The following is a 26070-nucleotide window of genomic DNA, read 5'->3' as shown; positions in this document are numbered from 1 at the left end:
TAACCGTAGGAAGAACGCCTAACCTGTCAGAAACTGCCGCAGACGCCGCTGGACCACACCAGCCAGTTCATCGGGTGAGAATTTGGACAGAAAGGCATCGCAACCAACCTTGTCAACCAGGGCGCGATTGAAGTTGCCACTCAATGAGGTATGCATTACCACGTACATATCACGGAGACTGGGGTGGTTACGAATTTCCGTCGTCAACCGGTAACCGTCCATCTCGGGCATTTCTGCATCGGTGATCATCATCAGAACCTGTTCACTCACCGGCTTGCCCTCGGCTACCCAGCGTTCCAGCAACTGCAACGCTTTGAGGCCATCCTGGACGGCGATCAAACCCAGCCCGAGCTCCGACAGGGTTTCCCTGACTTGGCCGACCGCCGTCGCCGAGTCCTCAGCCAATAATACCTTCAGGCCACGCTCACGAGCCTGTTCCACCAGGGCGGTTTCAACGGTCGCCTCAGAAACCGCGATATTGAGAGGCATGGTTTCCGCCAGTACGCGCTCCACATCCAGAATCTCCACCAGGCGGTCATCCACACGAGTGATGGCGGTCAGAAAGTGTCTACGACCGGCGCCTTTCGGCGGAGGCAGCACCGACTCCCAGTTAAGATTGACAATGCGCTCCACCGGGCCGGTCATAAAGGCCTGCACCGACCGGTTGTACTCCGTCACGATCAGATTGCGCTCTGCGTTGGGGTCAATCGGTTTCGCGCCAATGGCTGAGGCCAAATCGATCACCGGGATGGTTTGGCCACGCCACTGAGTGACACCGACCACCTGGCCATGACTGTGCGGCACCGGACGCAAACGCGTCATCTTGATCACTTCCTGAACCTTGAACACATTAATGGCAAATAACTGGAACCCTCCCAGCCGAAACAGCAATAGTTCCAGTCGGTTCTCGCCCACCAACCGGGTGCGCTGATCCACGTTGGTCAGAAAATGTGACATAGAGAAACCACCCTAAATGGCAATCGTCAACAGGCGTTGGAAACGCCCGCCATGCACCGTTAACCATGCACCTTAACCACAGCTGCATCCATGTCACCAGTGTAGCACCACTGGCACAATTTTCATCATAAAAGTGGCAAGGCCTCGGAATCAAACGCGAAAGGTTTACATTGTGCTGCACGATGGGGAGGGATACACTGCTATGACCGATGTTCAGAAGCCTGGTCACTTCTACATGTCTGAGCTGCTTCCTCTGCTGGCGCGGCAACCCATCTTTGACCGCTCAATGAGCGTCGTCGCCTATGAATTGCTCTGCCGTACCAGCGACCTGAACCATATTGAAGTCAGCGACGGTGATTCCGCCAGCTCCCAGGTACTCCTTCATGCCTTCACCGACCTTTCACTCGACAGCGTGGTCGGCAAACATAAAGCGTATATCAACTTCACTCGAAATCTGCTGATCACCCCTCCACCCTTTGACCGAAGGCAACTGGTCGTGGAAGTACTGGAAGGACAGCGAGTGGACAGCTCCCTGCTCAACGGGCTGGCTCAACTTAAAGCCGAGGGGTACACCATTGCCCTGGACGATTTCATTCTTTCAGACGATACCCGTCCCCTGCTCGACTATGCCGATATTGTTAAGCTCGACGTTCTGCAACTCAGTGAGATCGAGCTGACGACACATATTGATCGGCTCCGCCCGGGTGGCTATACCTTATTGGCCGAAAAAGTCGAAACCCCCGACATGCTGGAACACTGTCTGGCGCTGGGCTTTGAGCTGTTCCAGGGGTATTTCCTCGAGCGCCCCAAAATATTGAAAGGGCGCAAAATCAGCGAGAGCAAACAGGCGGTCCTGCAATTACTGGCCGCATTGCACGACCCGGACGTCTCTATCGACCACGTGGAGCAGTTGTTATCGCAGGACCCCGTGCTGAGTTACAAACTGTTGCGTCTGGTCAATTCGGCCGCGTTCGCCCTGCCCCGCACCATCGACTCCTTACGTCAGGCCATTACCCTGCTCGGGCTCGATATCATCCGCAACTGGGTCAACCTGCTGGCAATGGCGAACCTGGGCGACAAACCAAGCGAACTGGGCGTGGCCGCGTTAACCCGGGCGCGAATGTGTGAAGACCTCGCCCACAGCATGCAACAGGGGCAGCGCCGGGAGTCGTTTTTCACGGTCGGATTGCTGTCCACGCTGGATGCTTTCATGGATATACCCCTGGAGCAATTGCTGACCAATCTGTCACTCAGCCCGCCTCTGGTGCGCGCGCTACTGCACCACGAGGGTGATGAGGGACGCGTGCTGAAGATTGTGGAGTGTTATGAGCGGGGGCGTTGGGACGCTATCGACTGGGCCTATCTGGACACTTTCGGAATTGCCCCGTCGCAATTATCGGAAATTTACCTCGCAGCGCTCGGCTGGGTGACACAAACCATGGAACAGGTGGGCTGGAGTCGTTGAACCGGGGTGGAGTTATGTGGAGTTACGACGCATTCAACCAGCGTCGGATATCGTCCGCGCTAAAGGGCCAGTCCAGCTCTGACCCTCCGTCGTCATCGCCGAGGACTGGAATTCGGGTACCGTAACGCGCCATCAACGCATCCGACTCCGCAATGTCCACTTCCCGCAACCGCCCTCCCATTTCGGACAACACGGCCCACACGGGTTCTTTGGCGTTATCACACAAATGGCACCCCAGGGTGCCATACAGTGTCAGTGTCAAATCAGACAATCCTACCTCTCATACACCCGTCTTAATGTCATACACCAGTCTTCATGAAGTGGAAGGCCCGGTGGTCAGTTGATCAAGCATACGCGCCATAAAGTCTTGCAGCGTTTCTGCTTTAGTCGGGTAAGCCGCCTCGTCACCAGCCGCCATGTGAGCGCCGAGCTGGGTCAGCAGCGCTTCGGGCCGGGCACTGACCTCCCGGGCCTTCTCGAGCGCATTTTCCATACCTTTAAGGAACTGCCCCAGAGGCTCAAGCTGCGTCAGCAAATCCGGGCCCGCTGTACTTTCAGGGGCTCTCCCAAGAGCCCTCCCAGGGGCCATCTGGCCATAGACTTCAGTGGCCCGGCGGATTTCCGAACGGCTCAGGTTCAGCGAGAACCCGGCGACCTGCTCATCGTCGTACCCCAGTGCCCGAGCCGATGCCATGGCTCCCTCAAGGTTACCGGAGAAAAACTGCTGTGCAAGCTTGTCGACGTCGCCCAACAACGACTCAATCGCCGCACGTTCATCTTTATTGAGATCGCCAGACACGCTCCAACGCAGAGACTCACTGACAGCGGCAGAGAGCGATTCACTCCGTCCTGTACCACTGACCGAGGCTGCCGAACTGCGATTGGCTTCAATACGCACCACGTCGCCCTCGGCGGTGGTCAGCTCAAAATCGAAACGACTGGCTCGAGCCTGCTCGTAGACATACACCAGTGGCGCGGCCTCCCCGGTCGGTTTACCGCGCTCATCAACCGGGGCACTCAGCTGCCCGTCGATTATCTGTTGACGCAGATCCTCAACGCCTGACAACACGAGATCCCGGGTCTCGGCGATGTCGGCACGAATCTCTGGAGTAAACGCCGCCAGCGCCTCAAGTTGTTTCTGGGCCTCGGCGAAGCCCTTGCGAAATCCCCGCAGCCCCTCCTCCAGACGCGCTTCAAGCTGCTCAGCGGTAGCGCCCTCAGCGGCGTCCATCTGTAAGCGACGCTCGATAAAGCCGAGAATGGTTCCCGCCACCTTTTCAGACGTCAATGGCTCGGCCTGAGCAAAGGCCCCCGCACCCGGGCGCTGTTCGGCCAGCTTGCGGTACCCCATAGCCAGCGTGTCTTCAACGGTTTGGAGGGCCTTTTGGCGGCGCTCAGCGACGCTTGATTCGCCCGCCTGAGGGGCTGTGCCGACGCCCTGCTGGACACGGCCAGAAGAACGCGCCTCGGACTGCGAGTCGGCGCGATTACCCGTCTGCTGACCGGGTATCTGTCCAGAGCTATGAATGGTCGTAATGGGCATAGCGGCCTCCGGCGATCAGAAATAAAGAATTCACACGGGCTATCGGCCGCTTTTGAATAAACTTTAACCGTTTTCTGCCTCAATCCCTAACGCTGGAAATCCTTAGGCCATTAGCCACCAGCCAAGCACCGCAAGGACGATCAGTGCACCGGCCACACCGAGTCCGGTGCTCCAGTGGCGCGAGCGCGGGACCAGGGCCTCCGTCACAGGCGTTACGGGCTCAGCGACGGGTGGCACACGCCGCGACACGCCTTCGCGATGCGGCGCGGCTTTTGTCGGAGGGCTTGCCTCGGCCAGCGGCATCACTCGAACGGTCGTTTTATTGAGATCATCGACGGGACCCAATACCCCGAACGCGAGCGTATCGAAGCGCAACTCGTCTCCACGACGCACGCGCGCTTCGCTCACCCGTCGGCCGTTGAGGTAAGTTCCGTTGGAGGAATCCAGATCTTTAACGTACAAAAGGCCATTCAACACCTGCAACTGCGCATGCCGACGGGACAGATGCGCCTCCGCCAGCTGGATGTCACACTCTGCTGAGCGTCCCACTACCGTAGTTTGCCCTAACGGGAAGACTCGGTCCCCGAGCGCAGAGGTGTTAGCTTTCAGCTGCCATTGCGTCACGGTCGAGGGCGACGGCGATGACGTGCCACGCTCTTTTTTGGGGTCAATGACTTCCATCTCAATGGTTCCCACCGCAATGACATCGCCCTCGCTCAACAGGCAACGATCGACGATGGACTTGCCATTAACGGTCACCACATGCTCTGCAGAGCGCCGTTTCAGCAACAGCCGCTCGTCGCGAACAGCGATCACACAGTGAAGGTCAGCGATGTCCGGGTGGTCGAGAATCAAATCATTGGCCACACGACGCCCTATTTTAACGCCTGGCTCCACCAGCCAGACCGCCTGGTGAGGATTGGCGCGCACTCGAAGTTTTAACATAGACGATTATGGGTTGTTTTCATTATTACGGCAGTATTAACGTCAGGACACCCCCGCCGAGCGGGCCCCCGTTAGCCAAGTGGATACGTCCGCTTCGATTCTCGGCACGATGCAAAGCCGCCACTTTTCTGGCAAACAACAGTCCGAGATTAGTGCTCCCCCTGGAGAAAGACACGCCAGCATTTTTCTCAAGCGGTGCATTCAGCATTGATTGGGGATAGCCCTCGCCATCATCAGCGATCGCGATATGCAGTGTACCCTGTTCCACAGTGGCCCGCACCTGCAAGCGCTCCCGTGAATAACGGGCCCCGTTAACCAGGACGTTATTGATGACCCCGCCCACCAGCTCGTTGTCGTAAAACCAGTTCAGGCCCGGATCGCACAACACGTCGACCGCCAGTCCTCTGGCCTGAAACAGTACATCGTTGCGATCGATCTGGTCTTCCAGTGTATCCAGCACGAAATGCTCGTCCACTTGCACGCGCAGGCTTTTCTCCTGCATCCGGTAAAGTGACAATAATTGCACCAGCTCGCTGTTGATCCGCGAAGCCTCATACCCCAACACGGAAAAGGTTTTGCGCTGGGCGTCATTCTCCGGTGGATTCTCGACCAGCATGGTTTCCAACGTATGCAGCAGCATACCCAGGGAGTTTTTCATGTCGTGCACACTGGAGGCCAGGACAAAGCTAAAATCCAGTGCCTCGTCCGGCTCTTCCAACAGCGGTTTTTCCATTTCAGCCCTCCGGTTGACGGGTGCTTTGCTCAGTGGTTTTGAAATAACGGTTTTCAAACACCGGCTTTCAGACGGCGCTCGCAATGTTTCTGTAAGTCCTGTAATTGACGGAAGCGGCGGAACTGTTCGTGGTTAGGCAATATGATGTCTGCCACAAAGGTCAATGTTTCATCCAACAGTTGCGCCTCCGTTTCAGCCGGCCCTTCAGCCTCCATCTTATCAAGCAACGCCTGGGCGAGATTCAAGCGCATACCGATATGTCGGGGAAATTTTCTCAACGCCGTTTCAAAACACCGGATCGCGTCCTGATACTGCCGTTGTTCATAGTGCTGGATACCGCGCTGATTAATCTCAGAGACCCAGTGCCGATGACGTTGACTGACCGGCTCTTCCAGGAAACGATCCACCTTTTCCAGCTGGCTCTGTTCACTTCCGTAGCGCGTTACTACTTCACCGAGTAACTCTTTCGCTTCATCCAGTTGACCGAGCGCCCGGTAGGTTTTGGCCAGTTCCAGTGACGCTTCCAGGCCCAACACCACGCCTTCATCAGAAAGCACCGTCTGAGCTTCATTCAATAATTGCTGTGCCTTGCGTTGATCGCCCAGGCCCGCCGAGATCTGTGCCTCCACGAGCCGGGTTTCCACGCGCTGTTCCGCCGCCTTTCCGAAGCGTTGTTCGTAATCGCCCAGCGCCTTCATCGCGTCGCGCGCCAGCTGTTTGGCCAGTATCCGATCCTCCTGAAACAGACTCGCTGTCGTGCGCACGAAATTCAGATGGACCTCAGCCGCATCAAACACCGAGTTTTCACCGAGGCGCACCGCTTTACGATAAGCTTGCGCGGCCGTGGATAAGTCCTGATTCGCCAACGCGATGTGCGCTAATTGTTGCTGTCGCTGAATCGCCAGCGGAGAGACGTCAACGGCATTCTCCAAGACGCTTTGGAGGCGATCGCGCGCGCCCTGCTCACGACAGATTTCCGCCTGGAGATCATAGGCTTTCATGTACAGCGGGTGCTCCTGGCACGTTTCTTCCAGCCATTGTCGCGCGCCGGACAGATCCCCACGGGCACGCTTGACGCTGGCCATCCCGAGCATGGCCCAATCCAGCGAGCGCAGCTCCAGCACGCGTAAAAAAAGTGCTTCGGCCTCATCAAGGTTGCCATTATCGAGATACACCTGACCGAGAATTTTCTGGGCCAGTGGCGCAAAGCGGCCCTCCTCACGAATTTCCTTTTCACACAACGCTATCGCCACATCTATCTGGCCGCCGTTAATGGCCCGGTAGATCGGCGACAGTTTGTCACGACGAGCCATCAGCCGATCCAGTCGGCGCTGCAAGGATCTTGTTGTGACCGGTTTGGTCAGGTATTCATCCGGTTCATAGTCGTAAGCGGCCATTACGATGCTTCGACTCGACTCGGCGGATATGAGAATGAAGACCGACATCTGGTCGAGGATATTGTGGTAACGCAGGTCTTCCAGAACCTGCTGGCCGGTTTTTCCCTCTCCAAGATTGTGGTCACACAACACGAGGTCGTACGGCTTCGCGCGTGACAAACGGAGTGCTTCAGCACCGTTGCTGGCCGTATCGATGCTCGCCACACCCATGGATTGCAACATTTTACTGACAGTCATTCGAAAGCTGTCAAAGTCATCCACAATCAGGGCGCGCAACTTGTTATAGGCAGTGTAAGCCATACTGGGCGTCTCCTCTCTCCCAGCCAATCCGCTTGAACCGGTATGCTTTCAAAGTAGAATCAACGAGTTTCCAGGATGGAATCGATGAGTGGCGCTATATTCCCTGAAATATAGCAGAGTTTGAATGGCTCGGCGATAGCCAGTTAGCGATCTGAACAGACCGCACGGGGTTCTCATTCAGACTCTCATTCAGGCCTGCGCCGTCGAGACTCGAACAACGAGTTGCCCCCTTCGGCTTTGGCACTGTGTTTGGCATCCGCCAATAATTGCGCAACCTGGTGATGCGTTTTGCAGTGGGCCGGGTCTGGACTCACGCAGCCGATGGACAAGGTCAGCGGTCCAAATCGACGACGGCAACCATGGCGATCCTGTGTCCAGTAAGAGTCTCCGCTGGCGGGGAGCAAGGCACGAGCGGCTTCGGTAAAAGCCGCTAATAATTGCTCGCACCGCTGGCGCCAGTTCCCGCTGCGGAACACCACCACAAAGTCATCCCCCCCGACATGCCCGATAAAGTCCAGTTGCTCATCAATACAACGACTCAATAAAGAGCCCAGCAAGAGAATCACATCATCGCCGAGTCCATAACCAAACGCGTCATTAAATGGTTTGAACTGATTGATGTCACAGTAGGCCACCGTGAAGTCAGCGCCCTCTTGCAGCAGGTGATCGATCCACTCATACAACGGCACATTGCCCGGCAATTGAGTCAACGGGTTACTGTGGCGAGCCAGACGCAGCTTTTCTTCCGTAATGCAACGCAACAGTCGGCCAATACGCACGACGCCGACATAGCAGCCATCCCGGGAAACCAGCAAATCCACGCTGAGGTTCTGCTGTGGATCCTCGGTCACCATTTGCCCGGCTTCTTTCAGCTCGCAGCTCACATCCACCATGATGCTGCGTTTGCAAATGAACGTGCCGACCGGCTTGCTGGCGTGTAATTCATAGGAGTACCGGTGAGAGAAAATATTCAACAGTTCGTTTCGACTCACCATTCCCACGGGCTGGTCCCCATCCACCACGGGCAGGCAGGTCAACAAGGGGTTCGCCCGAAAACGCTCCACGACTTTCAGGGTGGCTTCCATCGGTTCAACGGTATCCGAGAACTGAGCAATTTCTCCCACCGTTTGATGAAAGCTGTCGTGGTACCGCGTTCGAAAATCTCCGGTCCACTGGGTAATTGTCAGCTGCCTCGGCGGCTGCGCGCTGGGGCGTGCCAGGAGAAAACCCTGGACATAATCCACCCCGAGGGACGCCAGAGTACGCAGCTCCGACTCCCGTTCGATACCCTCGGCAATAACCCGGTTACCAATGCGGTGAGCGATATCCAGCATCGCGCGCACAAACTCGCGTTTGACCGGGTCGCTGTCGATACCGCTGATAAAATGGCGGTCGATTTTCACATAATCCGGGCTGAGCTCACTCCACACTCTCAGGCCTGCATACCCCGCACCCAGATCATCCAACGCCACGCCGAAGCCCTGGTGACGAAAGTGATCCGACGCAGCACGCAGCGCACCAAACTCATCGAGTGGCTGCCGCTCGGTCAGTTCGAACACTACCCGCTCGGGCGCCAGGCCGACACTGGCCAGTATTTCCCGGGTCACGCCGTGACGGTACCCTCTGTCGGTGAAGCTCAACGGGCTGGTGTTCAGAAACAGCTTGCCCGGTAGCTCCAGGGCCATAAACTGGCGGCATGACACTTCGCGACAGGCGTATTCAAGAGCGGCCAGCTGCCGACCGCTGCGGGCGGCATCAAACAACGCGGCTGGGCTGTGCAGCCCGGAATGTTCGGGGCCGCGTATCAAGGCTTCATACCCGAGAATACGCCCGGAGTCCAAAGCAACGATGGGTTGAAACAAGGGGGTCAAGCGGCGCTCGTCAATTAAACGCTGCAACGCCTCCGAAGGAGAGATAATCGGCATGGCGGTAACCGAGCCAGAGGATACGGGTAGATTGGCGTTCATTCCAACATTGTGAGATCCTGTCGTGACAACGGTGTGACAGGCACCCTCTGCCAATTCTCTGGCTGTCCCGGTACAATTCGCGCCATCATTTGCCACTGTCCCAGATACCGGATCACCATGACTGAGCCCCGCCCTGACCGCCTTTACGCCAACCCTCTGGAGGAGGTCCGTCGTTTCGCCTTCGACCAGTCTGTGGTGGAGGTCTTTCCGGATATGATTAAGCGCTCTGTTCCGGGCTACACCACCATCATTAATATGATTGGTGATCTGGCCGAACGCTATGCCACACCAAACAGTCGGTGCTACGATCTGGGCTGTTCGCTGGGCGCCGCCACGTTAGCCATGCGTCACCGAATTCGTGCCGACAACTGCCACATTGTCGCTGTGGACAGCTCTCCGGCCATGATCGAACGTTGTCAGCAGATACTGGCGGTGGACACCGCAGAGCCAACCGTGGAACTGGTGTGCGATACCTTGCAAAAGGTGGTCGTGGGCAATGCGTCCATGGTGGTGCTCAATTTCACCCTGCAGTTTATTCCCGTGCAAGATCGCCGTCAGGTACTCACCCGGATCGCCGATGGCTTACAACCTGGCGGCATCCTGATCCTCTCCGAAAAGGTGGCCTTTGATGATCCCCTGCATAATGAGCTGATGATCGAGCTGCACCACAACTTCAAGCGCGCCAACGGTTACAGCGATCTCGAAATCGCTCAAAAGCGCTCATCTTTGGAGCAGGTGTTAATTCCCGAAACCCTGGGCGAACACCGCCAAAGGCTCCGCGACGCCGGCTTCAGCAGCGTTGACGTTTGGTTCCAGTGTTTTAATTTTGCTTCCATGATCGCCATTAAATAATGTTTGAATACCAAGAGCTTCTTACCGCACTGCGCGAGCACCCTTCCCTCTCGGACTGGGCCAACCCGTTGCCCGAGCAAATCGCCGCTGGCCTGGACAGCCGCCGCTATGGCGATCTACCAGAGTGGATGAAGGCTCTGGAGCGTCTCCCAAACCTTCCCCCAGGCCGAATTGAACTGGCCGACTCAGTGAGCGTGGGGGAGGCAAGCGATACCGATGCGGAAACCCACGCACAGCTGCGCGACGCCCTGGAGGCGATGATTCCCTGGCGTAAAGGCCCCTATTCCATCCACGGCATTCATCTCGACACCGAATGGCGATCCGACTGGAAATGGGATCGCGTGTTGCCGCACCTGGCACCTCTGCGCCATCGCTGGGTCCTGGATGTGGGGTGCGGCAACGGTTATCACGGCTGGAGGATGCTTGGAGCCGGAGCGGAACGAGTGATCGGTATCGACCCCTCCCCCCGCTTTGTGGTGCAGTTTCATATGATTAAGCAGTTACTCGGCGGTGCGCACCCGATCGATGTTCTGCCTCTGGGTATTGAGGCCCTTCCCCCCCGGCTCGGTGCGTTCGACACGGTTTTCTCCATGGGAGTGCTCTACCACCGTCGTTCGCCGATGGATCACTTGCGAGAACTTAAGGAAACTATGCGCCCGGGCGGGCAACTGGTGCTGGAAACGCTGGTCATCGATGGAGAATTGGGCGAGGTGCTGGTGCCGGAAGGCCGTTACGCAAAAATGAACAATGTCTGGTTTCTGCCGAGCGCCCCAACCCTGTTGAGTTGGCTGCGCAAAACCGGATTTTGCGAACCCCGCCTGGTCGATATGGCCCGCACCACCACGCAAGAGCAGCGCTCCACCCATTGGATGCGCTTTCATTCTCTCGCCGACTTTCTGGATCCGGAAAACAGTGAGCGTACCGCCGAGGGACACCCAGCGCCGGTGCGAGCCGTTTTTGTGGCCGAGTCCCCCTGAGAGCGGTCAAGAAGCCCCCAGGGGAAGCGCCTCACTCTGAGAGCGGATTGATGGACCCTTCCAGCTCCCATTCTTCAAGGATTTGCTGGCACCAGTGGTTAAGGCGCTCAGGCGTCTGCGCTTCCTGCTGGTCTTCGTCCAGCGCCAACCCCACAAAGCAGTTCTTTCCAGGCAGCTCCGCCTTTGACGCATCAAAATCGTAACCTTCGGTGGGCCAGTGCCCCACAATCCGGGCACCCGATGCGACGATCACATCGTGCAACATACCCATAGCGTCCAGGAAATAATCGCCGTAACCGAATTGATCCCCAAGCCCATAGAGCGCCACGGACTTGCCCTGGAAATCCACCTCGGAAACGTCACCCCAGAACTCTTCCCAGTCCGACTGGATCTGCCCGAAATCCCAGGTAGGAATGCCGAAAATCAGATAGTCGTAGCTCATCAGGTCGAGCTGGGTGGCATCCGCAATATCCATCACTGCCACACGGTCCTCTCCCAGACATTGCTGAATCTGATAAGCCACACGCTCGGTATTGCCTTCATCACTGCCAAAAAACAAGCCAATTGTTGCCACGTCTACCTCGGTCAGGGTCAGTATCGCCAAAGGAGATGAATTCTCCCAGTTCCTGTCCACGCAGACAAGTCGGGCTCGCACGCAACCCAATACGAGCTACCGGGCTGAAGGGCACGCCAGGAAAGCAAATCAGGGCAGTCAAACGGTGTTAAAAAAGGTTAAACTTTGATCCACGCCATGACAGAAGGCGGCGCCTGTAGCACACTAGACACTATTCATACTAACCGGTTAAATGAGACCGCGCGACGACTGCCGACCCCATGGTGAAACTGCTATTAATCGACGACGACAGGGAGCTGTGTCAATTACTGAACGAGTACCTGACCGCTGAAGGCTTCGATGTGGATATGGCTCACGATGGCGAGTATGCCTTGAACTGTATTCACGCTCGCCCCTACTCGGCGATTGTGCTGGACGTCATGCTGCCCAAGCGCAGTGGTTTTGATGTGCTCAAAGAGGTCCGACAGCACTACACCACGCCAGTACTGATGCTGACCGCCAAAGGCGACACGATTGATCGGGTCGTGGGGCTTGAGATCGGTGCGGACGACTACCTTCCCAAACCGTGCGACCCGCGGGAGCTGGTTGCCCGGCTGCGCGCCGTCCTGCGTCGGGCCACCCATAGCGCCCAGGTGCAGGGGACGACCGAAACCCTGCAAGTCGAGGATTTGCGTCTGCACCTGGGCAGCCGTGGGGCCCACTGGCACGACAACGACGTTCCCCTGACCGGCACCGAGTTCTCCGTACTGGAGCTGCTGGTACGTAAGGCCGGCCAGGTCATCAGTAAAGATGAACTGACCGAGCAGGCACTGAATCGCAAGTTGACGCCCTACGATCGCAGCATCGACGTACACGTCAGCAATATTCGCAAGAAACTGACGGCGGCCGGCGCCAACCGGGAAATGATCATCAACGTTCGCGGCGCCGGTTATATGCTGACGCTCAACGATGCGCCCGAGGACGGTGAAAACTCCGCATGACCCGGCTCTATCTCAAGGTTTTTTTTACCTTCTGGATTATTACCGCGCTGATTATCGTGGCCACCAATATGGTGGTGCACTGGTTTGACCTGACCCCCGAGCCCAAACTTCATAAGCACCGCTACGACCAGGACTACGCCCCCGCCCGCCGGCTGCTGTTCCAGATGGTGGGATCGGCGATAAACCGCAACACCGACGAATTAATCGGTGACATGAAAGCCATGCCCAGCTGGTCCACCCGGTATTTCTATATCGTGGATGAAAGCGGTGAAGACCTGTTGGGCAGACCACTGCCCAGTGGCGTACAAGAACTGCTGCCCAAACTGACCGGCATTAAACCCTATGACCGGCACATAGACGGTCATCAGAAAATTTACGGTCGTTACATGTCACTGAACGACGGCCGACGGGTAAAAGTAATTACGGTATCTTCCACGCAAGACGACCCGTCAGAAGCCGACATTATGTGGCAGTTGTTCATTGTCAACATCTGGCCTTTATTGCTGGTATCCATTTTGATTTGTGGCATCGCCTGCTACTTTCCGGCTCGGCATTTTTCACGCAACATTTCCACTCTACAAAAAGCCACCAAGCAAATTGCCAATGGCGACCTAAGCGTCCGGGTCAGTCCCCAGTTTTGCGGAAGCCGCGATGAAATCGCGGCGCTGGGCCGGGACTTCGACCACATGACCGAGCGCCTGGAAAAAGCCATGCTCGAACAAAAACGTCTGGTGAAAGACGTCTCCCACGAGCTTCGTTCTCCCCTTGCGCGACTGCAGGTCGCTCTAGGGATTGCGCAGCAACGCAGCGACGGCACCGTCGACAAGGAGCTGGATCGCATTAAGAAAGCCGCGGACTATCTGGGCGATGTCATTTCGGACATCCTGGCTTTACCCGTACACGATAACGGCGGCTGGGAGTTGACCGACACGCTGGATTTACGCGCGTTGCTTGAAACCCTGATGGATAATTACAGTGCGGAGTGCGAGCGTCGCGGCATCACCCTGACACTGGACACTGAGCTTGAAGAAGCGCTGGTTCCCACGCATGGGAACATGCTGGTGGGTGTGTTTGAAAACATCCTGCGTAATGCCCTGCATTACACGCGCGATGCCTCCAATGTCACCATGACTCTCGACTTTCTGGCGCCACACAAACATGAGAAACCGCAATACTGTGTCCGTTTGTGTGACCAGGGGCCCGGGGTACCGGAGGAAAGTCTGACCGATATCTTTCAGCCCTTCTACCGCACTGACGAAGACCGCAATCGCGAGAGCGGCGGATACGGTTTGGGATTGGCTATCGCACAGCGCAGTGTGGCCCTGCATCAGGGTGAAATATCAGCGGAAAACCTGAGCGAAGGCGGACTGTGCGTCAAGGTGTGCCTGCCCGCCGCCAACGACAAATAACACAACCGCCTTTAAGCAAGTGCGATTAACGTCACTTTCAAGCAAGATCATTTGCGAGGCGGCTTCTTCGGATGTGGGTTGCTGGCCCGACGGGTAGCCCCCGCTCGCAAGCGCTTCTCCTGCCGTTCCAGACGACGCTTTTCCTCGGGCTTTAAACGCTCCACCTTCGGACGCTCAAGCCCTGCCGTTAGCATCAGATCTCGAATTTCCTTATCGTTCAACTCAATCCACTGCCCCACTCGCACGTGGGACGGAATGAAAATATTGCCGTAACGCACTCGCTTCAACCGGCTGACTTTCACGCCCTGGGATTCCCACAGGCGACGCACCTCCCGGTTTCGGCCTTCCATGACCACACAGTAAAACCAGCGGTTCCGGCCTTCTCCGGCACCTTCCACAATATCGGTGAATCGAGCAACGCCGTCCTCCAGCAACACGCCTTCAACCAGTTGCCGTTTCATCTCCTCATCCACCGCACCCTGAATACGCACCAGGTACTCCCGATCAATCACGGAGGAGGGATGCATCAGCTTATTCGCCAGTTCACCATCGTTCGTAAACAGTAAAAGCCCGCTGGTGTTGTAGTCGAGGCGACCAACGGATATCCACCGCTCGCCTTTCAGGGCCGGCAGGTTTTCAAACACCGTGCGACGCCCTTCTGGATCCTGGCGGGAGCAAATTTCACCCTCCGGCTTGTTATACAGAATCACCCGTTGACGAGTCACTGCCGAACGAACCGTCACCGGCTCGCCGCGATACCAAATGGCATCATCTGGCGTCACTCGATCCCCCAGGTGGGCCACCCGGTCATTGACGCGGACGTCTCCGGCTTCGATCGCACGCTCCATTTCACGGCGCGATCCGAGGCCGGACCGGGCTAGTACTTTTTGCAGCTTTTCATCGGAGGCATTTTGCTCGACGCTTTTGGAGCGCTCCGGCTTCGCAGAGCCTGAGCGCGCTTGAGGACGGGCGGTACCTTTGGCTCCGACAGGCGGAGCGGGTCGTTTGGATTTACTCATAGAGCGGAAGGGTCTGTCTCTGAATTAGGGGCCGGGTCGCGCTCGTCGGACTCGGAAGAAGAGTGGCGCTCGGCATGCTGTTCGGACGGGGGGTCGATTTCCGTCTCAGCGCTGTCCACAGTCGTTGTGCCGTCGTCCTCGCTAGTAGCCGCCGAATCGTCCTCGGACGATTCGCCGTCGAGATCCAACGCTGCATTGAGTTCGTTCAAATCGCGGATCTCGCCCAGCGAGGGCAATTCGTCCAGGCTTTTCAGGTTAAAATAGTCGAGAAACTGCCGTGTCGTCGCGTATAACGCGGGCCTGCCCGGAACATCGCGATGCCCTACCACCTTGACCCACTCGCGCTCGGACAGTGTTTTGATAATGTGCGAACTCACCGCCACACCCCGGATTTCTTCGATATCACCCCGGGTAATGGGTTGTCGATAGGCCACCAGCGCCAGTGTTTCCAGCAAGGCCCGTGAATACTTCTGTGGCTTTTCTTCCCAAAGACGATTAATCCAGGGAGCCACGTCGGCGCGTACTTGCAGCCGCCAGCCAGAACCGACCTCTTTCAATTCGAAACCCCGCCCTTCACAACTCTCGGCAATGGCGTCCAGAGCGGCCTTGAAGGCGTCGGTATCAGGAGCATCTTCTTCGTCAAAAAGGCTTTTCAGACGCGCGATGCTCAGCGGTTGGCCGGCGGCCAGTAAAGCGCCTTCGATAATATTGCGCAGTTGGGTCAATTCCATGGGTCTACTAGCTTCAACGATTGGGTTCAACGGAATCTTCTTGGCCTGGCATCACTGTACCCGGGCCTTGACGTGGATAGGACCGAACGCCTCACTCTGAACAATTTCCACCAGCGATTCCTTGATCAGTTCCATCACGGCGAGGAAAGTCACCACCACACCCAAGCGCCCTTCCTCCACCCGAAACAGCGTCACAAAGGGCATAAACTGGTTATGCGAGAGTTTGTCCAGCACCTGAGCCATGCGCTCTCGGGTGGATAACTTTTCCTTTTCCACATGGTGGCTTTCAAACATATCCGCCCGACGCAGCACTTCGGATAACGCCAGTAGAATTTCTTTTAACTCTACCTCGGGCTCCGGCCGGGTTAAGTTGCGGTCCGGTGCCTCGGCATTGGCCTGAAACACCTCCCGGCCCAACCGCGGCAATTCGTCCAGATCTTCGGCAGCTTCCTTGAAGCGCTCGTATTCCTGCAGACGACGAATGAGCGCCGCGCGCGGATCCTCTTCGTCCTCTTCCTCCTCCTGGGAGCGAGGCAGCAGCATCCGGGACTTGATTTCGGCCAGCATAGCGGCCATCACCAGATACTCGGCGGCCAGCTCGAAATGGGCCTTGTCCATCAGCTCGACATAGGCCATATACTGCCGGGTAATTTCCGACACATCGATATCGAGAATATCCAGGTTCTGGCGGCGAATCAGATACAGCAGTAAATCCAGTGGCCCCTCGAAGGCCTCGAGAAACACCTCCAGCGCATCCGGCGGAATATAGAGGTCCTTGGGAAGCTCGGTGTACGCTTTACCTTGTACCACAGCGAACGGCATCTCGCCCTGGCTGGGGCGCGCATCACCGGGCGCCTGGCTCAGCGTGTCACCCACCTGTGCTTCGGATTCGGGGCTGGACCCTGCGACGGCGTCAACCGGCTGACCGGATTCCTGAGAACCCGACGCCTCCGCCTTTTTATCGTCTGGCGCCTTCTCTTCAGCCGTATTCTCTGCGGATGAACTCATCAAGCCTCTCGCCCGAACCAGATCGGGATCAATGAAAACCGGGGCAAAACCAAAGGTTCCACCATGGGTGCGGGGCATTATAACGATTTCGCCACCCCGGGCCTACTCGCCGTAATCAATCGTCGGTCAGGCTTCACACCAGCGATACTTAAGGGATAAAAGCGGAGGCGTCTCCTTTACCCTGCCGGATGACTTCCGGGACCGGCCCCGTCAAATCCACCACAGTGGTGGGTTCAAGGCCGCAATTGCCGCCGTCGATGACCAGTTCAACCTGATGTTCCAGGCGATCTCGAATATCCTCCGGATCGCTCAGCGGCAGGTCGTCCCCCGGTAATAACAGAGAACTGCTCATCAAGGGCTCTCCCAGCGCTTCCATCAATGCCAGGGCAATGCGGTTATCGGGCACGCGCAATCCAATGGTCTTACGCTTGGGGTGCATCAATCGCCTCGGCACCTCCGACGTGCCCGGTAAAATAAAGGTAAAAGGGCCGGGCGTATGGTTTTTCAGCAACCGAAACGCCTGATTGTCCACGCGCGCATAGGTAGCCAGTTCCGACAGATCACGGCACATCAGCGTAAAGTTGTGGTGCTTATCCAGCTTGCGCATCAAGCGGATGCGATCAAGGGCCATTTTGTCGCCGATATGACAGGCCAGCGCATAGGCGGAGTCCGTGGGGTACGCAATAATACCGCCACTGCGGATGATATCCACCGCCTGCCGGACCAGGCGATCCTGAGGGTTTTCCGGGTGTATCTGAAAATATTGGGCCATAAGTGAACGAACGCTCTGACTGATTGGGAAGTGAAGGATAACAGCATCGATTCATGGTCATTGACCGGTCGGTTCCATTGACCGATCGGTTCCAATCCGATGCGTAACCGGAACCGCGTAAAAGATATTTCAGGGCGACCTGGGTGCCGGGAAGCCCGCCAGCTCCCACACCGGCGTACATCCGCCAGGCAGTGGTCCGAAATTGCCCAGTTCCTGCCAGGGTGCCTCCGGGCGGTGAAAATCACTGCCACAGGAAGCTGCCAACCCGGTTTGTTGGGCGATGCGGGCCAAATCATCAGCCTGGCCCGCTGGCTGCTGGCCGCTGATCACTTCTAACGCATCCCCGCCCGCTTCGGCGAAATCATGGATTAACGCGCACATTTTAGTGCGCGTGAGCGGGTATTTCTTGGGATGCGCAAGCACTGCCAGACCACCGGCACCGTGAATCCACTCAATCACGGTCGTCATATCGGGCCACGCAAACTTTACATCGGCGGGCTTGCCAGCACCCAGAAATTTTTTGAAGGCCGCGCCCATATCCCGCACAACGCCCTGCTCCACCAGAAAGCGGGCAAAATGCGGACGACCGATTTGACCGCCAGCAGCCACCTGACGAGCGCCCTCCAGCGCATGGGGAATGCCCAGTTTTTCCAGGCGCTCGGCGATGGCCAGGGCACGCTCCTCGCGAGCCTGACGCTGACGGGCCACCGCCGCGAGCAAGGCCGGGTGAGCGGTATCCAGCGACAAGCCAACAATATGCACCCCGCCCCGCCCCCACTGACTGGAGAACTCTATGCCGGGTATGAGTGTCACACCTTCGGCCTGCGCGGCACGATGAGCACGTTCGAGCCCATCCAGTGTATCGTGGTCGGTCAGGGCGAGAGTGGACACTCCTTGGGCGCGAGCCCTCGACATTAACGCCTCAGGGCTTAAAATACCGTCCGAGCAGTCACTGTGGCTGTGTAAATCGTACAAGCGCGGCTCCCGCAGCAAATAAGGACATTATGGCACGTCTGCTGGCTCCGGAGCCATCGCGCAGGCCGACATACCAACGACTTTGTGTGCAAATTAACGTTCCGACAACCAGCCATTTGAGGTCCCGATGACCGACAGCGTGAGTGACAAGTCCACACAGGTGGGCCCCAACCCCAAACGGGAGAGCCTGCTGGCCAACCTCCTGCTCAATATTGTGGTCCCCACCCTCATTCTCACCAAGTTCAGCGGCGAAGAGCACCTGGGCATTAAATGGGGCATTGTGGTCGCCCTGGCCTTCCCGCTGATCTACGGGGCCCGGGATTTTCTGGTTCGCCGCCAGTTCAACGTGTTCTCCGCCCTGGGTTTTTTCAGCATCCTGTTAACCGGTGGCATCAGCCTGCTGGAACTGGATCCTCAATATATCGCGATCAAGGAGGCAGCCATTCCTGGACTGATCGGGATTGCCACGCTCGTTTCGCTGAAAACCCGTTATCCGCTGGTACGCACCTTCCTGTATAACGACAAGGTTCTCAAAGTCGATAAAGTCTCCAGCGCGCTGCGCGAGCACGACAACGAGCTCGCCTTTGAAAAAACGCTGCAAACGGCGTCCTATTTGATTGCCGGCTCTTTTTTCCTGTCTTCCCTGCTCAATTACATTCTGGCCAAGGTCATTCTGCAAAGCCCTCCGGGTACTGTGGCCTTTAACGAAGAGCTGGGCAAAATGACCGCACTGAGCTTTCCCGTGATTGCCGTCCCGGCCATGCTGGTGATGATGCTGGCGCTGTTTTATCTGTTCCGTCGCATTCGTCACCTGACTCAATTAACGCTGGAAGATGTCATCAACGACGGCAGCCCGAATTAAACTGAAGCCAGAACCCAACTGGAGACCGCTTTCATGTTTTACGCCATTATGAGTGAAGATGTTCCCAATAGCCTGGAAAAGCGCAAGGGCGCGCGTGCGGATCATCTCGCACGCCTGAACGCGCTGAAAGATCAGGGCCGACTGCTGCTGGCGGGTCCACACCCGGCCACCGATGCCCAGGATCCCGGTGCGGCCGGTTTCACTGGCAGCCTGGTGGTGGCCGAGTTCGCCTCTCTCGACGAGGCGCAACGCTGGGCCGATGACGATCCGTATGTGGCCGCCGGCGTGTACGCTCAGGTGCAAGTTAAACCTTTCAAGCGAGTACTCCCCTAAAGCGCTCTCGATTTTGTGGCCCAGACCACTGGGCCAACGCTCCAATTGGCGTACAATTGGTGGTTTACATCCATTATTTCAGCGACAACAGGTAACCGCGTGAACAAGTTTCTGATCAGTCTCTGCCTCATCGTCCTGTCCATGCCCATGCTGAGCGTCACCGCCAGCGCACAGGACCGCTACGTGTCGGACGTGCTATACGTGCCTTTGCGCAGCGGCATGGGAAACCAATACCGAATCGTGCATCGAGGCCTGCCCAGTGGCACCGCCCTGGAATTAGTGCGGGAAGATCAAAGCGATGATGGTGAGGACTGGAGCCTCGTACGCACCCCGGGAGGCGAAGAGGGCTGGGTGCGCAGCCAGTTTCTGATGAGCGAGCCCACCGCCTCATTGCGTCTGGAGGCGGCCCAACGGCGCGCGGCCAACGTCTCCGGCGAGCGGCAGGCTCTGGTGGATCGGGTGGACACCGCTGAAGCGCGCTCCGAAGAACTGGCGCAAAGCCTGGCCGAACTGCAAACGCGCTACGATGACTTGCAGGCCGAACACGAGGAACTGGAGTCTCTTTCGAGCGATGCGGTCAGCCTGCATGAGCAACACCAGGAGCTCAGCGAAAACTACCAGATGCTGCAAACGCGCTACGATGTCATTCAAGCTGATAATGAGCGCCTGAAAAAAGACCGGCGCTACCAGGACTGGATATTCGGCGGCGGCATTCTGATCATGGGCGTGATTCTCTCGCTGATCTTGCAGGCCATCGGCAAACGCCGCCGGCAATCAGAATGGCGATAAGATAAAAATAGTCGCTCGCGATAACACACGGCCTTGAGGAGAATGGCGTGATAAAAGCCACTGTTGCCCTGCTTTTCTGTCTGACCGCCAGTGCGGTCCCATCTGTACTGGCCGCCGATGAAGGCGACCGCCCGGTGGTCAAGCTCACCACCGATGAGGGGGACATTTTGCTGGAGCTGTTTGCGCAGGCAGCCCCTCAGACCGTTGCCAATTTTTTGCAGTATGTGGATGAAGGATTTTACAACGGCACCATTTTCCACCGTGTCATCCCGGGTTTCGTGGTGCAAGGCGGAGGACTGACTTACGATTTCACACGAAAGGAAACCCGCGACCCGGTGGCGAACGAGTCTGATAACGGATTGAGCAACACACCGATGACACTGGCCATGGCGCGATTCAGCGAACCGGACAGTGCCACGTCTCAGTTTTACATCAACCTGAGTCACAACGGCAGCCTTGATGGCACCGAGGAGCAGCCCGGCTATACCGTTTTCGGGCGGGTGATTGATGGTTACGAGACGATCATTACGATTGTGGAGGCACCGCAGGGCAACTACGAACAGTACCCTAATGCCCCCAATACGCCGATTCGCGTACTGACCGCCCAGCGCGTAACGGATGAGTCAACCGACGCCCACTGACGCCGCGACCGCCGCAACAAGAGAAGCAGGCCCCATGAGCAAAACCACAAAACTGAGCGTCAACCTGAACAAGATCGCGCTGATTCGCAACTCCCGCGAAGGCAATTTTCCCGACGTGGTGGCTCATGGGCAGATGTGCCTCGATGCCGGTGCCGACGGTCTGACCGTACACCCGCGCCCCGATCAGCGCCACATTCGCCCGAGTGACGTTCGCGCACTGGCCGACCTGGTGCGGCCGCTAAAGGGGATCGAGTTCAATATCGAGGGCAATCCGAACGCCGATGCCCTCGGCGACTACCCCGGGTTTATGGCGCTGGTTCGGGAGACCCGACCCGACCAATGCACGCTGGTGCCGGACAGCAACGAGCAGTTGACGTCGGATCACGGTTTCGATCTTACCCGCAGCGGTGAAGCGTTGCGCCCGATCATTGATGAATTGCACGAATTGGGCTGTCGCGTCAGCCTGTTTATGGACCCTGACATTCGGCAAATTGATCTGGCCGCCTCGGTGGGCGCTGACCGCATTGAGCTCTACACCGGTCCCTACGCGGAAGCGCACAAGGCCCATAACTCAGAGTTAGCCGCGCTACTGGAGCAATACCGCTGCGCCGCTGCTCACGCCCGGGACATTGGACTAGGCGTGAACGCCGGTCACGATCTCAACCTCGACAATCTGGAAGCGTTCCTGCACATTCCCGGTATTGATGAGGTCTCCATTGGTCATGCTCTGACAGTGGACGCGTTGCGGATGGGGCTGCCTGCTGCGGTGCGTGCCTATCTGGAGATTTGCCGACACGGCAGCCACCCATCCGTATAATGCGGCGCTGCACGTCGTGCACCCGCCCTGCCCTTCACTCGGTTTCCGACTGTTTATGACCCACAACGATTCAAACCCCCGCGCCCCCAGCCAAACGGACTCGGAGCACTATCGGGAGAAAAAGCGATTTTTCGACACACTGCTCACCGTCTATGGTCGCAACCCCGTCAGAGAAGCGCTACAAAACCCGGCCGCCCGTCTGTTTCGCCTGCACCTGGCGGAGAGCAATAAACCGGCAAAAGTGCTGGATGAGATCATTGCGATTGCTCGACAGCAAGGGGCCGAGATTCAGTACCACGACCGCAAAAGTCTGTCCCGCATTTCAAAAAACGGCAAACAAGACCAGGGCGTTGCGGCGGATTTGCAGTGCCAGGGGTATCAAACTCTGGAACAGTTCCTGCGCTCGCCCCCGGCGTCTTTTCGGTTGCTTGCCTTGGACCGAATTACCAATCCACAAAACCTGGGGATGATTATCCGTTCAGCCTGTGCGGGCGGACTCGATGGTATATTACTGCCCCGCAAAGGCGGCGCACAAATAGACTCTCTGGTTATTAAAGCCAGTGCGGGCACGGTGTTTCGCGCGCCGATTGTGCGTTGCGATAACCTGCCTGAAGCGTTGTCCACGCTTCGCGAGCTAAACGCCACTGTCTGCGGTTTATCCTCCCACTCAACCACCTCGCTCCAGCAACTCGCCTCCAACCGGCGCTCTGTTTACGTGTTGGGAAATGAGTCCGAAGGCGTATCGCGAGCGGTCGCCGATCAATGCAACGCGAGTGTGTATATTCCAATGCACAATGGTGTGGAATCGCTGAATGTCGCGGTGACTGCCGCGCTGATTGCTTTTCGGGGAAATTTATAGTCGCAGACGCACAGTTTTTATGCGGAGCCTTGGTGCGCTGCACTGGAAACAGGCGAAGAACGCAGAGGCACTCGTAACTGAGCAATCGCCGAACGAAGCGATGCCTGAGCGTTACGAGCGAGAGCCGTGCCAGCGGAACTCTGACTGGCTTCCCCATAACTGAGGTAATCGTAAAGAGCGGCAATGTGCGCCAACGACACTGACAGGGCTGGTTCCTCCGGACTCACACGGCGCGCCATGGCCGACAGGGTTTCCCCCCGTTCACGCTCCCACCCCGCCTTTGCCAGCTTACGATCCAGGCGCGCGAGCTGACGATCCGCCGGGTAGCGATAGGTTGCTCGAGTGCGCCAGAACATGAAAAGCAACAAAACGCCCACGAACAGCGCCCCACTAACCAGGATAACGGCCGCAATCCGCCACAACTGCAGACCGCCCAGCCATTCTTGAAGAAAGTGACGTTGCGCGCTGCGGTCATAACTCAGTACCCAGCGATGCCACTGGTAATTCATGGCTTCCCAGCGCAACTGAAGCTGCGCCACGAACGGCAAGTTGCGACCCAGCCCCCGATCCAGCAACTCCGCATCGGCCGTGTCCAGTGACAGATCCAGGCCCTGCTCGATACGCTCGGGAGCCACGGCTTCGGTGGGATCCAGCCGGACCCAGCCCTGCCCTTCGAGCCAGACTTCAGCCCAGGCATGCGCGTCCCGTTGGCGTACTGTCCAGTAATCCTCGACCGGGCTCTGGGTTGCCCCGAGATAGCCGACCACTACGCGGGCCGGGATGCCAGCGGCTCGCAGAAAAAAGACTGTACTGCTGGCAAAATGCTCGCAAAAACCGGCTTGGGTCTGCCATAAAAACTCATCCACACTGTGCTCGCCGAGGGTTCCAGGGCGTAGCGTGTAGCGAAACCGCTCGCGGTAGAACCCCATCAGTCGCTGAATCAACGTTTGCGCCGAGGCGGATTCTTCCGCCCAACGCCGGGCTGTCTCTCGGGTGCGGGGATTACCGTGATCGGGCAACTGTAACTCACGGCGCCGCTCAAGCTCAGTCAGTGCATTCGGCTTGAACCGGTAATCTGTCACCGAGGTGACCTCATAGGACACTCGTCGCATCACTGGCTCTCTACGCTGTAAACGCAGATCCTCCGACAGACCTGCCTCTGTTTGCCACTGAACCGGTGCACCGAGCGCAAACAGCCAGGGCTGGCGCGTCGGTTCAAGCATCACCTCATAACGAAGGGGCTCACTTTGAAGCTTCAATGCGCTGCTCTGCCAGGTTTGCGCCTCCTCCTCACGCCACATCAACGCCCTGGCATCTTCCTGCCAATAGCCCGGTTGCCAACGACGACCATCAAACTCGGAGAACACCAGCCCCCGCCAGTAACGGTCAGTCGGCGGTGGTGCCGGGCTTTCAAAGGTCACCCGGAATGCCAGGGCATTGGATTGGGCCAGCGTACTGACATCACCCGGCGACATGGAATCACTCAAGCCGGTCACACCAGCTCGCTCATCATCAGGGACAGACCACAGCGCGCCCGTGCGAGGGACCAGCAGAAACAAGACCAGCATCAAGGGAATCGCCTGCAGCAACAGCGGCACGGCGCGCCGTGCTCCCGTTGCCCAGCCATTCCTGCGCTCAGACTGGTGAGCGGCCGCCAGCGTGGCCGTCAAACACGCCAGCGATATCAGGCCGTACAGGGCACCCAGCGGGCCGGAGTGGAATAGAAACTGCGTAGCGGCTACAAAATATCCCAGGTAGATGGTGACCAACAGATCTCGTTTGCGGCGCAGCTCAAGGAGTTTCAGAATGAAACCGGCCAGTAGCAGGCCAATCATCGCACTCATGTCCAGGCGTCCGCCGTAGCTCGCCACCAGTCCGGCGGCAAAACCGCTCATCAGCAACAGTCGCACAGGCAGAGTCGGAAAACTCCAGGCACCCCGAAAAATTTGCCACCGCCACAGAACGACCCACAACCAGCCCAGCCAAAGCCACCAGGGCGCATGGGTAGAATGTGGCACCAAAATGACGGCCTGAGTGGCCAGCAGCCACGCCAGGCTGCTGCGAGGAACTCGTTCTGCTTCAGCCATGCTGGCGCCCCGGTAAGCCAAACTGCGCCAGCGCACGCAACACATCCGTCTGGTGGCCCACACCCCGGCCGGGCGGCAACGTCAATCCAGGAAGTCGCAGGCCATACTCGGCGCGAGTCTTACCGTACTCTACGGCCCAGAAACAGAGACGGCTCAGACGGCTCTCCTGGTCCAGCCCTGCCAGAGCCTCCCAGTCGAGCCAGACCTGCTCGCTTTGATAACCCCGAAAGTCCTTCAAAAACAGACCGCGTTCCCGGGCCAGCACTTTCCAGGCCACGTGCGCCAGGGGCGCCCCCTCCTGATAACGGCGAAACCCCTGAAATTCCTCTTGATTATCGTCGGACAAGCGCTGCCCCTCTTCGGGGTTGGCATAACTCTGCGGTGGCGTTTCTCCCGTCCGGGGCGCCGGGTAGATCAGAGCCTCGGCTTGCGGGTATACCCAGGACCATACCCGGAAAAACCCAAGCGGGTAGACGCTGTCCACCCTCAACCGCCCCGGAACGAGCCAGCCGCGATAACGGGCCCGGTGCGCCAACCTCAACTGATGCTCGCCCCCGGTCGGAATATCAACGGTCAACGGCAAATCCTTATCCCAGTACAACCGCAACGCCTCATGAGCGGTTCTGGGCGCTGCCTCCACCAGCACCTCGAACTCAACGTGCTCTCCGGCGAAGGCGGCGTGACTGCGCACCACTGAAAGCCCCAAACCGGACAGATTGCGAAAAGCCGGCACAATAGAAACGGTCATCAAGCTGAACAACAAAAATGCAGTCGCCAACACCAGATTATTGTTGTAGTTGGTGCCGAGAACCCAGAGTAACGCAATCACCACCAGAAACCCCGCACCCTGCCAGGTTGGCAGGACGTAGATGGCACGGTGACGCAGGCGCACTTTTGCGGCTCGCGGTGCGCGACGGGAGGCCCATCGGTCAAACCAGGCGGAAATAAGAGTGGATGATCGCATTGGGCCTCGGCGCGGCAGCACACACAAACCTCATACCTTACCCGCGAGCGCCACCAGGCGCCAGCCGCGCCGACACAAAACCCAAAGAATACTTTGACATTCCCGGGCGATAGC

The 26070-nt window shown here is 57.7% G+C and carries 26 protein-coding genes; 11 read left to right on the top strand and 15 right to left on the bottom strand.

Annotation, left to right across the window (positions count from 1 at the left end):
- Positions 1 to 18: 18 nt before the first annotated feature.
- On the bottom strand, positions 19 to 957 hold the full coding sequence (locus tag ACQCLF_RS11040; RefSeq protein ID WP_426987212.1) for a chemotaxis protein: 939 nt from the start codon (positions 955 to 957) through the stop codon (positions 19 to 21).
- Between the two features lie 202 nt (positions 958 to 1159).
- Here ACQCLF_RS11040 and ACQCLF_RS11035 point away from each other — a divergent pair, with 202 nt between their 5' ends.
- Positions 1160 to 2422: an EAL and HDOD domain-containing protein gene (locus tag ACQCLF_RS11035; protein WP_426987210.1), complete on the top strand. Its 1263-nt coding sequence runs from the start codon at positions 1160 to 1162 to the stop codon at positions 2420 to 2422.
- Positions 2423 to 2444: 22 nt separating this feature from the next.
- Here the strand turns inward: ACQCLF_RS11035 and ACQCLF_RS11030 are convergent, their stop codons facing one another.
- The 6 genes from ACQCLF_RS11030 to ACQCLF_RS11005 form a co-directional block, all read right to left on the bottom strand.
- Positions 2445 to 2684, bottom strand: coding sequence for a glutaredoxin family protein (locus ACQCLF_RS11030; protein WP_426987208.1), 240 nt, complete (start codon positions 2682 to 2684; stop codon positions 2445 to 2447).
- Between the two features lie 51 nt (positions 2685 to 2735).
- A complete protein-coding gene (locus tag ACQCLF_RS11025; protein WP_426987206.1) occupies positions 2736 to 3965 on the bottom strand; it encodes a DUF5610 domain-containing protein in 1230 nt (409 codons plus the stop codon).
- A 102-nt stretch (positions 3966 to 4067) separates the two neighbouring features.
- Positions 4068 to 4910 carry an FHA domain-containing protein gene (locus ACQCLF_RS11020; RefSeq protein WP_426987204.1) on the bottom strand — a complete coding sequence of 281 codons (843 nt, stop codon included), beginning with the start codon at positions 4908 to 4910 and terminating at the stop codon, positions 4068 to 4070.
- 25 nt (positions 4911 to 4935) lie between these two features.
- Complete coding sequence (locus ACQCLF_RS11015; protein ID WP_426987202.1) at positions 4936 to 5643, bottom strand: sensor histidine kinase; 708 nt, start codon at positions 5641 to 5643, stop codon at positions 4936 to 4938.
- 53 nt (positions 5644 to 5696) lie between these two features.
- Complete coding sequence (locus tag ACQCLF_RS11010; protein ID WP_426987200.1) at positions 5697 to 7340, bottom strand: tetratricopeptide repeat protein; 1644 nt, start codon at positions 7338 to 7340, stop codon at positions 5697 to 5699.
- 185 nt (positions 7341 to 7525) lie between these two features.
- Positions 7526 to 9307, bottom strand: coding sequence for a bifunctional diguanylate cyclase/phosphodiesterase (locus ACQCLF_RS11005; protein WP_426987198.1), 1782 nt, complete (start codon positions 9305 to 9307; stop codon positions 7526 to 7528).
- A gap of 117 nt (positions 9308 to 9424) precedes the next feature.
- Between ACQCLF_RS11005 and cmoA the strand changes: the two genes are divergently transcribed.
- Positions 9425 to 10159, top strand: a complete 735-nt coding sequence (gene cmoA / locus ACQCLF_RS11000; protein ID WP_426987196.1) for a carboxy-S-adenosyl-L-methionine synthase CmoA — start codon at positions 9425 to 9427, stop codon at positions 10157 to 10159.
- Positions 10159 to 11136, top strand: coding sequence for a tRNA 5-methoxyuridine(34)/uridine 5-oxyacetic acid(34) synthase CmoB (gene cmoB / locus ACQCLF_RS10995; RefSeq protein WP_426987194.1), 978 nt, complete (start codon positions 10159 to 10161; stop codon positions 11134 to 11136). The genes cmoA and cmoB overlap by 1 nt, the downstream gene beginning before the upstream one ends.
- 31 nt (positions 11137 to 11167) lie before the next feature.
- On the opposite strand, the gene ACQCLF_RS10990 is transcribed toward cmoB, so the two are convergent.
- Positions 11168 to 11710 carry a flavodoxin gene (locus ACQCLF_RS10990; protein WP_426987625.1) on the bottom strand — a complete coding sequence of 181 codons (543 nt, stop codon included), beginning with the start codon at positions 11708 to 11710 and terminating at the stop codon, positions 11168 to 11170.
- Between the two features lie 260 nt (positions 11711 to 11970).
- Between ACQCLF_RS10990 and ACQCLF_RS10985 the strand changes: the two genes are divergently transcribed.
- Both ACQCLF_RS10985 and ACQCLF_RS10980 read left to right on the top strand, forming a co-directional pair.
- Positions 11971 to 12690: a response regulator gene (locus ACQCLF_RS10985; protein ID WP_426987192.1), complete on the top strand. Its 720-nt coding sequence runs from the start codon at positions 11971 to 11973 to the stop codon at positions 12688 to 12690.
- Positions 12687 to 14099 carry an ATP-binding protein gene (locus ACQCLF_RS10980; RefSeq protein ID WP_426987190.1) on the top strand — a complete coding sequence of 471 codons (1413 nt, stop codon included), beginning with the start codon at positions 12687 to 12689 and terminating at the stop codon, positions 14097 to 14099. The genes ACQCLF_RS10985 and ACQCLF_RS10980 overlap by 4 nt, the downstream gene beginning before the upstream one ends.
- Before the next feature lie 47 nt (positions 14100 to 14146).
- On the opposite strand, the gene rluB is transcribed toward ACQCLF_RS10980, so the two are convergent.
- The 5 genes from rluB to ACQCLF_RS10955 form a co-directional block, all read right to left on the bottom strand.
- On the bottom strand, positions 14147 to 15118 hold the full coding sequence (gene rluB / locus ACQCLF_RS10975) for a 23S rRNA pseudouridine(2605) synthase RluB (protein ID WP_426987188.1): 972 nt from the start codon (positions 15116 to 15118) through the stop codon (positions 14147 to 14149).
- The gene (gene scpB, locus ACQCLF_RS10970; protein WP_426987186.1) at positions 15115 to 15849 is read right to left on the bottom strand and encodes an SMC-Scp complex subunit ScpB; all 735 of its coding nucleotides are present in this window, start codon (positions 15847 to 15849) and stop codon (positions 15115 to 15117) included. Before scpB ends, rluB begins: the two co-directional genes overlap by 4 nt.
- 51 nt (positions 15850 to 15900) lie before the next feature.
- Positions 15901 to 16935 carry a segregation and condensation protein A gene (locus ACQCLF_RS10965; protein ID WP_426987184.1) on the bottom strand — a complete coding sequence of 345 codons (1035 nt, stop codon included), beginning with the start codon at positions 16933 to 16935 and terminating at the stop codon, positions 15901 to 15903.
- Between the two features lie 70 nt (positions 16936 to 17005).
- Positions 17006 to 17629, bottom strand: a complete 624-nt coding sequence (locus tag ACQCLF_RS10960) for an L-threonylcarbamoyladenylate synthase (RefSeq protein ID WP_426987182.1) — start codon at positions 17627 to 17629, stop codon at positions 17006 to 17008.
- 129 nt (positions 17630 to 17758) lie between these two features.
- Entirely contained in the window at positions 17759 to 18604 is an 846-nt protein-coding gene (locus tag ACQCLF_RS10955) for a PHP domain-containing protein (protein WP_426987180.1), read from the bottom strand.
- 127 nt (positions 18605 to 18731) lie between these two features.
- Here ACQCLF_RS10955 and ACQCLF_RS10950 point away from each other — a divergent pair, with 127 nt between their 5' ends.
- The 6 genes from ACQCLF_RS10950 (at position 18732) to rlmB (ending at position 22905) form a co-directional block, all read left to right on the top strand.
- Positions 18732 to 19466: a VC0807 family protein gene (locus ACQCLF_RS10950; protein ID WP_426987178.1), complete on the top strand. Its 735-nt coding sequence runs from the start codon at positions 18732 to 18734 to the stop codon at positions 19464 to 19466.
- Between the two features lie 33 nt (positions 19467 to 19499).
- Positions 19500 to 19799, top strand: a complete 300-nt coding sequence (locus ACQCLF_RS10945; RefSeq protein WP_426987176.1) for a YciI family protein — start codon at positions 19500 to 19502, stop codon at positions 19797 to 19799.
- Positions 19800 to 19898: 99 nt separating this feature from the next.
- Positions 19899 to 20588, top strand: coding sequence for a TIGR04211 family SH3 domain-containing protein (locus tag ACQCLF_RS10940; RefSeq protein ID WP_426987174.1), 690 nt, complete (start codon positions 19899 to 19901; stop codon positions 20586 to 20588).
- A 47-nt stretch (positions 20589 to 20635) separates the two neighbouring features.
- On the top strand, positions 20636 to 21229 hold the full coding sequence (locus ACQCLF_RS10935; RefSeq protein ID WP_426987172.1) for a peptidylprolyl isomerase: 594 nt from the start codon (positions 20636 to 20638) through the stop codon (positions 21227 to 21229).
- Between the two features lie 34 nt (positions 21230 to 21263).
- The gene (locus ACQCLF_RS10930) at positions 21264 to 22046 is read left to right on the top strand and encodes a pyridoxine 5'-phosphate synthase (protein WP_426987171.1); all 783 of its coding nucleotides are present in this window, start codon (positions 21264 to 21266) and stop codon (positions 22044 to 22046) included.
- Positions 22047 to 22101: 55 nt separating this feature from the next.
- Positions 22102 to 22905: a 23S rRNA (guanosine(2251)-2'-O)-methyltransferase RlmB gene (gene rlmB, locus ACQCLF_RS10925; RefSeq protein WP_426987169.1), complete on the top strand. Its 804-nt coding sequence runs from the start codon at positions 22102 to 22104 to the stop codon at positions 22903 to 22905.
- 17 nt (positions 22906 to 22922) lie between these two features.
- Here the strand turns inward: rlmB and ACQCLF_RS10920 are convergent, their stop codons facing one another.
- Complete coding sequence (locus ACQCLF_RS10920) at positions 22923 to 24992, bottom strand: transglutaminase TgpA family protein (protein ID WP_426987167.1); 2070 nt, start codon at positions 24990 to 24992, stop codon at positions 22923 to 22925.
- Positions 24985 to 25956, bottom strand: a complete 972-nt coding sequence (locus ACQCLF_RS10915) for a DUF58 domain-containing protein (RefSeq protein ID WP_426987165.1) — start codon at positions 25954 to 25956, stop codon at positions 24985 to 24987. The genes ACQCLF_RS10920 and ACQCLF_RS10915 overlap by 8 nt, the downstream gene beginning before the upstream one ends.
- Between the last annotated feature and the right edge of the window lie 114 nt (positions 25957 to 26070).

The sequence above is a fragment of the Marinimicrobium sp. ARAG 43.8 genome, from assembly GCF_050113635.1.
Classification (GTDB): Bacteria; Pseudomonadota; Gammaproteobacteria; order Pseudomonadales; family Cellvibrionaceae; genus Marinimicrobium.
This window is presented reverse-complemented; position numbering and strand designations above follow the sequence as displayed.

Bases quoted from the DNA above. Each gene is read 5' to 3' on its own strand.
- ACQCLF_RS11040 (WP_426987212.1), bottom strand. From the start codon at position 957: ATGTCACATTTTCTGACCAACGTGGATCAGCGCACCCGGTTGGTGGGC.
- ACQCLF_RS11035 (WP_426987210.1), top strand. From the start codon at position 1,160: ATGACCGATGTTCAGAAGCCTGGTCACTTCTACATGTCTGAGCTGCTT.
- ACQCLF_RS11025 (WP_426987206.1), bottom strand. From the start codon at position 3,965: ATGCCCATTACGACCATTCATAGCTCTGGACAGATACCCGGTCAGCAG.
- ACQCLF_RS11020 (WP_426987204.1), bottom strand. From the start codon at position 4,910: ATGTTAAAACTTCGAGTGCGCGCCAATCCTCACCAGGCGGTCTGGCTG.
- ACQCLF_RS11015 (WP_426987202.1), bottom strand. From the start codon at position 5,643: ATGGAAAAACCGCTGTTGGAAGAGCCGGACGAGGCACTGGATTTTAGC.
- ACQCLF_RS11010 (WP_426987200.1), bottom strand. From the start codon at position 7,340: ATGGCTTACACTGCCTATAACAAGTTGCGCGCCCTGATTGTGGATGAC.
- ACQCLF_RS11005 (WP_426987198.1), bottom strand. From the start codon at position 9,307: ATGAACGCCAATCTACCCGTATCCTCTGGCTCGGTTACCGCCATGCCG.
- cmoA (WP_426987196.1), top strand. From the start codon at position 9,425: ATGACTGAGCCCCGCCCTGACCGCCTTTACGCCAACCCTCTGGAGGAG.
- cmoB (WP_426987194.1), top strand. From the start codon at position 10,159: ATGTTTGAATACCAAGAGCTTCTTACCGCACTGCGCGAGCACCCTTCC.
- ACQCLF_RS10985 (WP_426987192.1), top strand. From the start codon at position 11,971: ATGGTGAAACTGCTATTAATCGACGACGACAGGGAGCTGTGTCAATTA.
- ACQCLF_RS10980 (WP_426987190.1), top strand. From the start codon at position 12,687: ATGACCCGGCTCTATCTCAAGGTTTTTTTTACCTTCTGGATTATTACC.
- rluB (WP_426987188.1), bottom strand. From the start codon at position 15,118: ATGAGTAAATCCAAACGACCCGCTCCGCCTGTCGGAGCCAAAGGTACC.
- scpB (WP_426987186.1), bottom strand. From the start codon at position 15,849: ATGGAATTGACCCAACTGCGCAATATTATCGAAGGCGCTTTACTGGCC.
- ACQCLF_RS10965 (WP_426987184.1), bottom strand. From the start codon at position 16,935: ATGCCCCGCACCCATGGTGGAACCTTTGGTTTTGCCCCGGTTTTCATT.
- ACQCLF_RS10960 (WP_426987182.1), bottom strand. From the start codon at position 17,629: ATGGCCCAATATTTTCAGATACACCCGGAAAACCCTCAGGATCGCCTG.
- ACQCLF_RS10950 (WP_426987178.1), top strand. From the start codon at position 18,732: ATGACCGACAGCGTGAGTGACAAGTCCACACAGGTGGGCCCCAACCCC.
- ACQCLF_RS10945 (WP_426987176.1), top strand. From the start codon at position 19,500: ATGTTTTACGCCATTATGAGTGAAGATGTTCCCAATAGCCTGGAAAAG.
- ACQCLF_RS10930 (WP_426987171.1), top strand. From the start codon at position 21,264: ATGAGCAAAACCACAAAACTGAGCGTCAACCTGAACAAGATCGCGCTG.
- rlmB (WP_426987169.1), top strand. From the start codon at position 22,102: ATGACCCACAACGATTCAAACCCCCGCGCCCCCAGCCAAACGGACTCG.
- ACQCLF_RS10920 (WP_426987167.1), bottom strand. From the start codon at position 24,992: ATGGCTGAAGCAGAACGAGTTCCTCGCAGCAGCCTGGCGTGGCTGCTG.
- ACQCLF_RS10915 (WP_426987165.1), bottom strand. From the start codon at position 25,956: ATGCGATCATCCACTCTTATTTCCGCCTGGTTTGACCGATGGGCCTCC.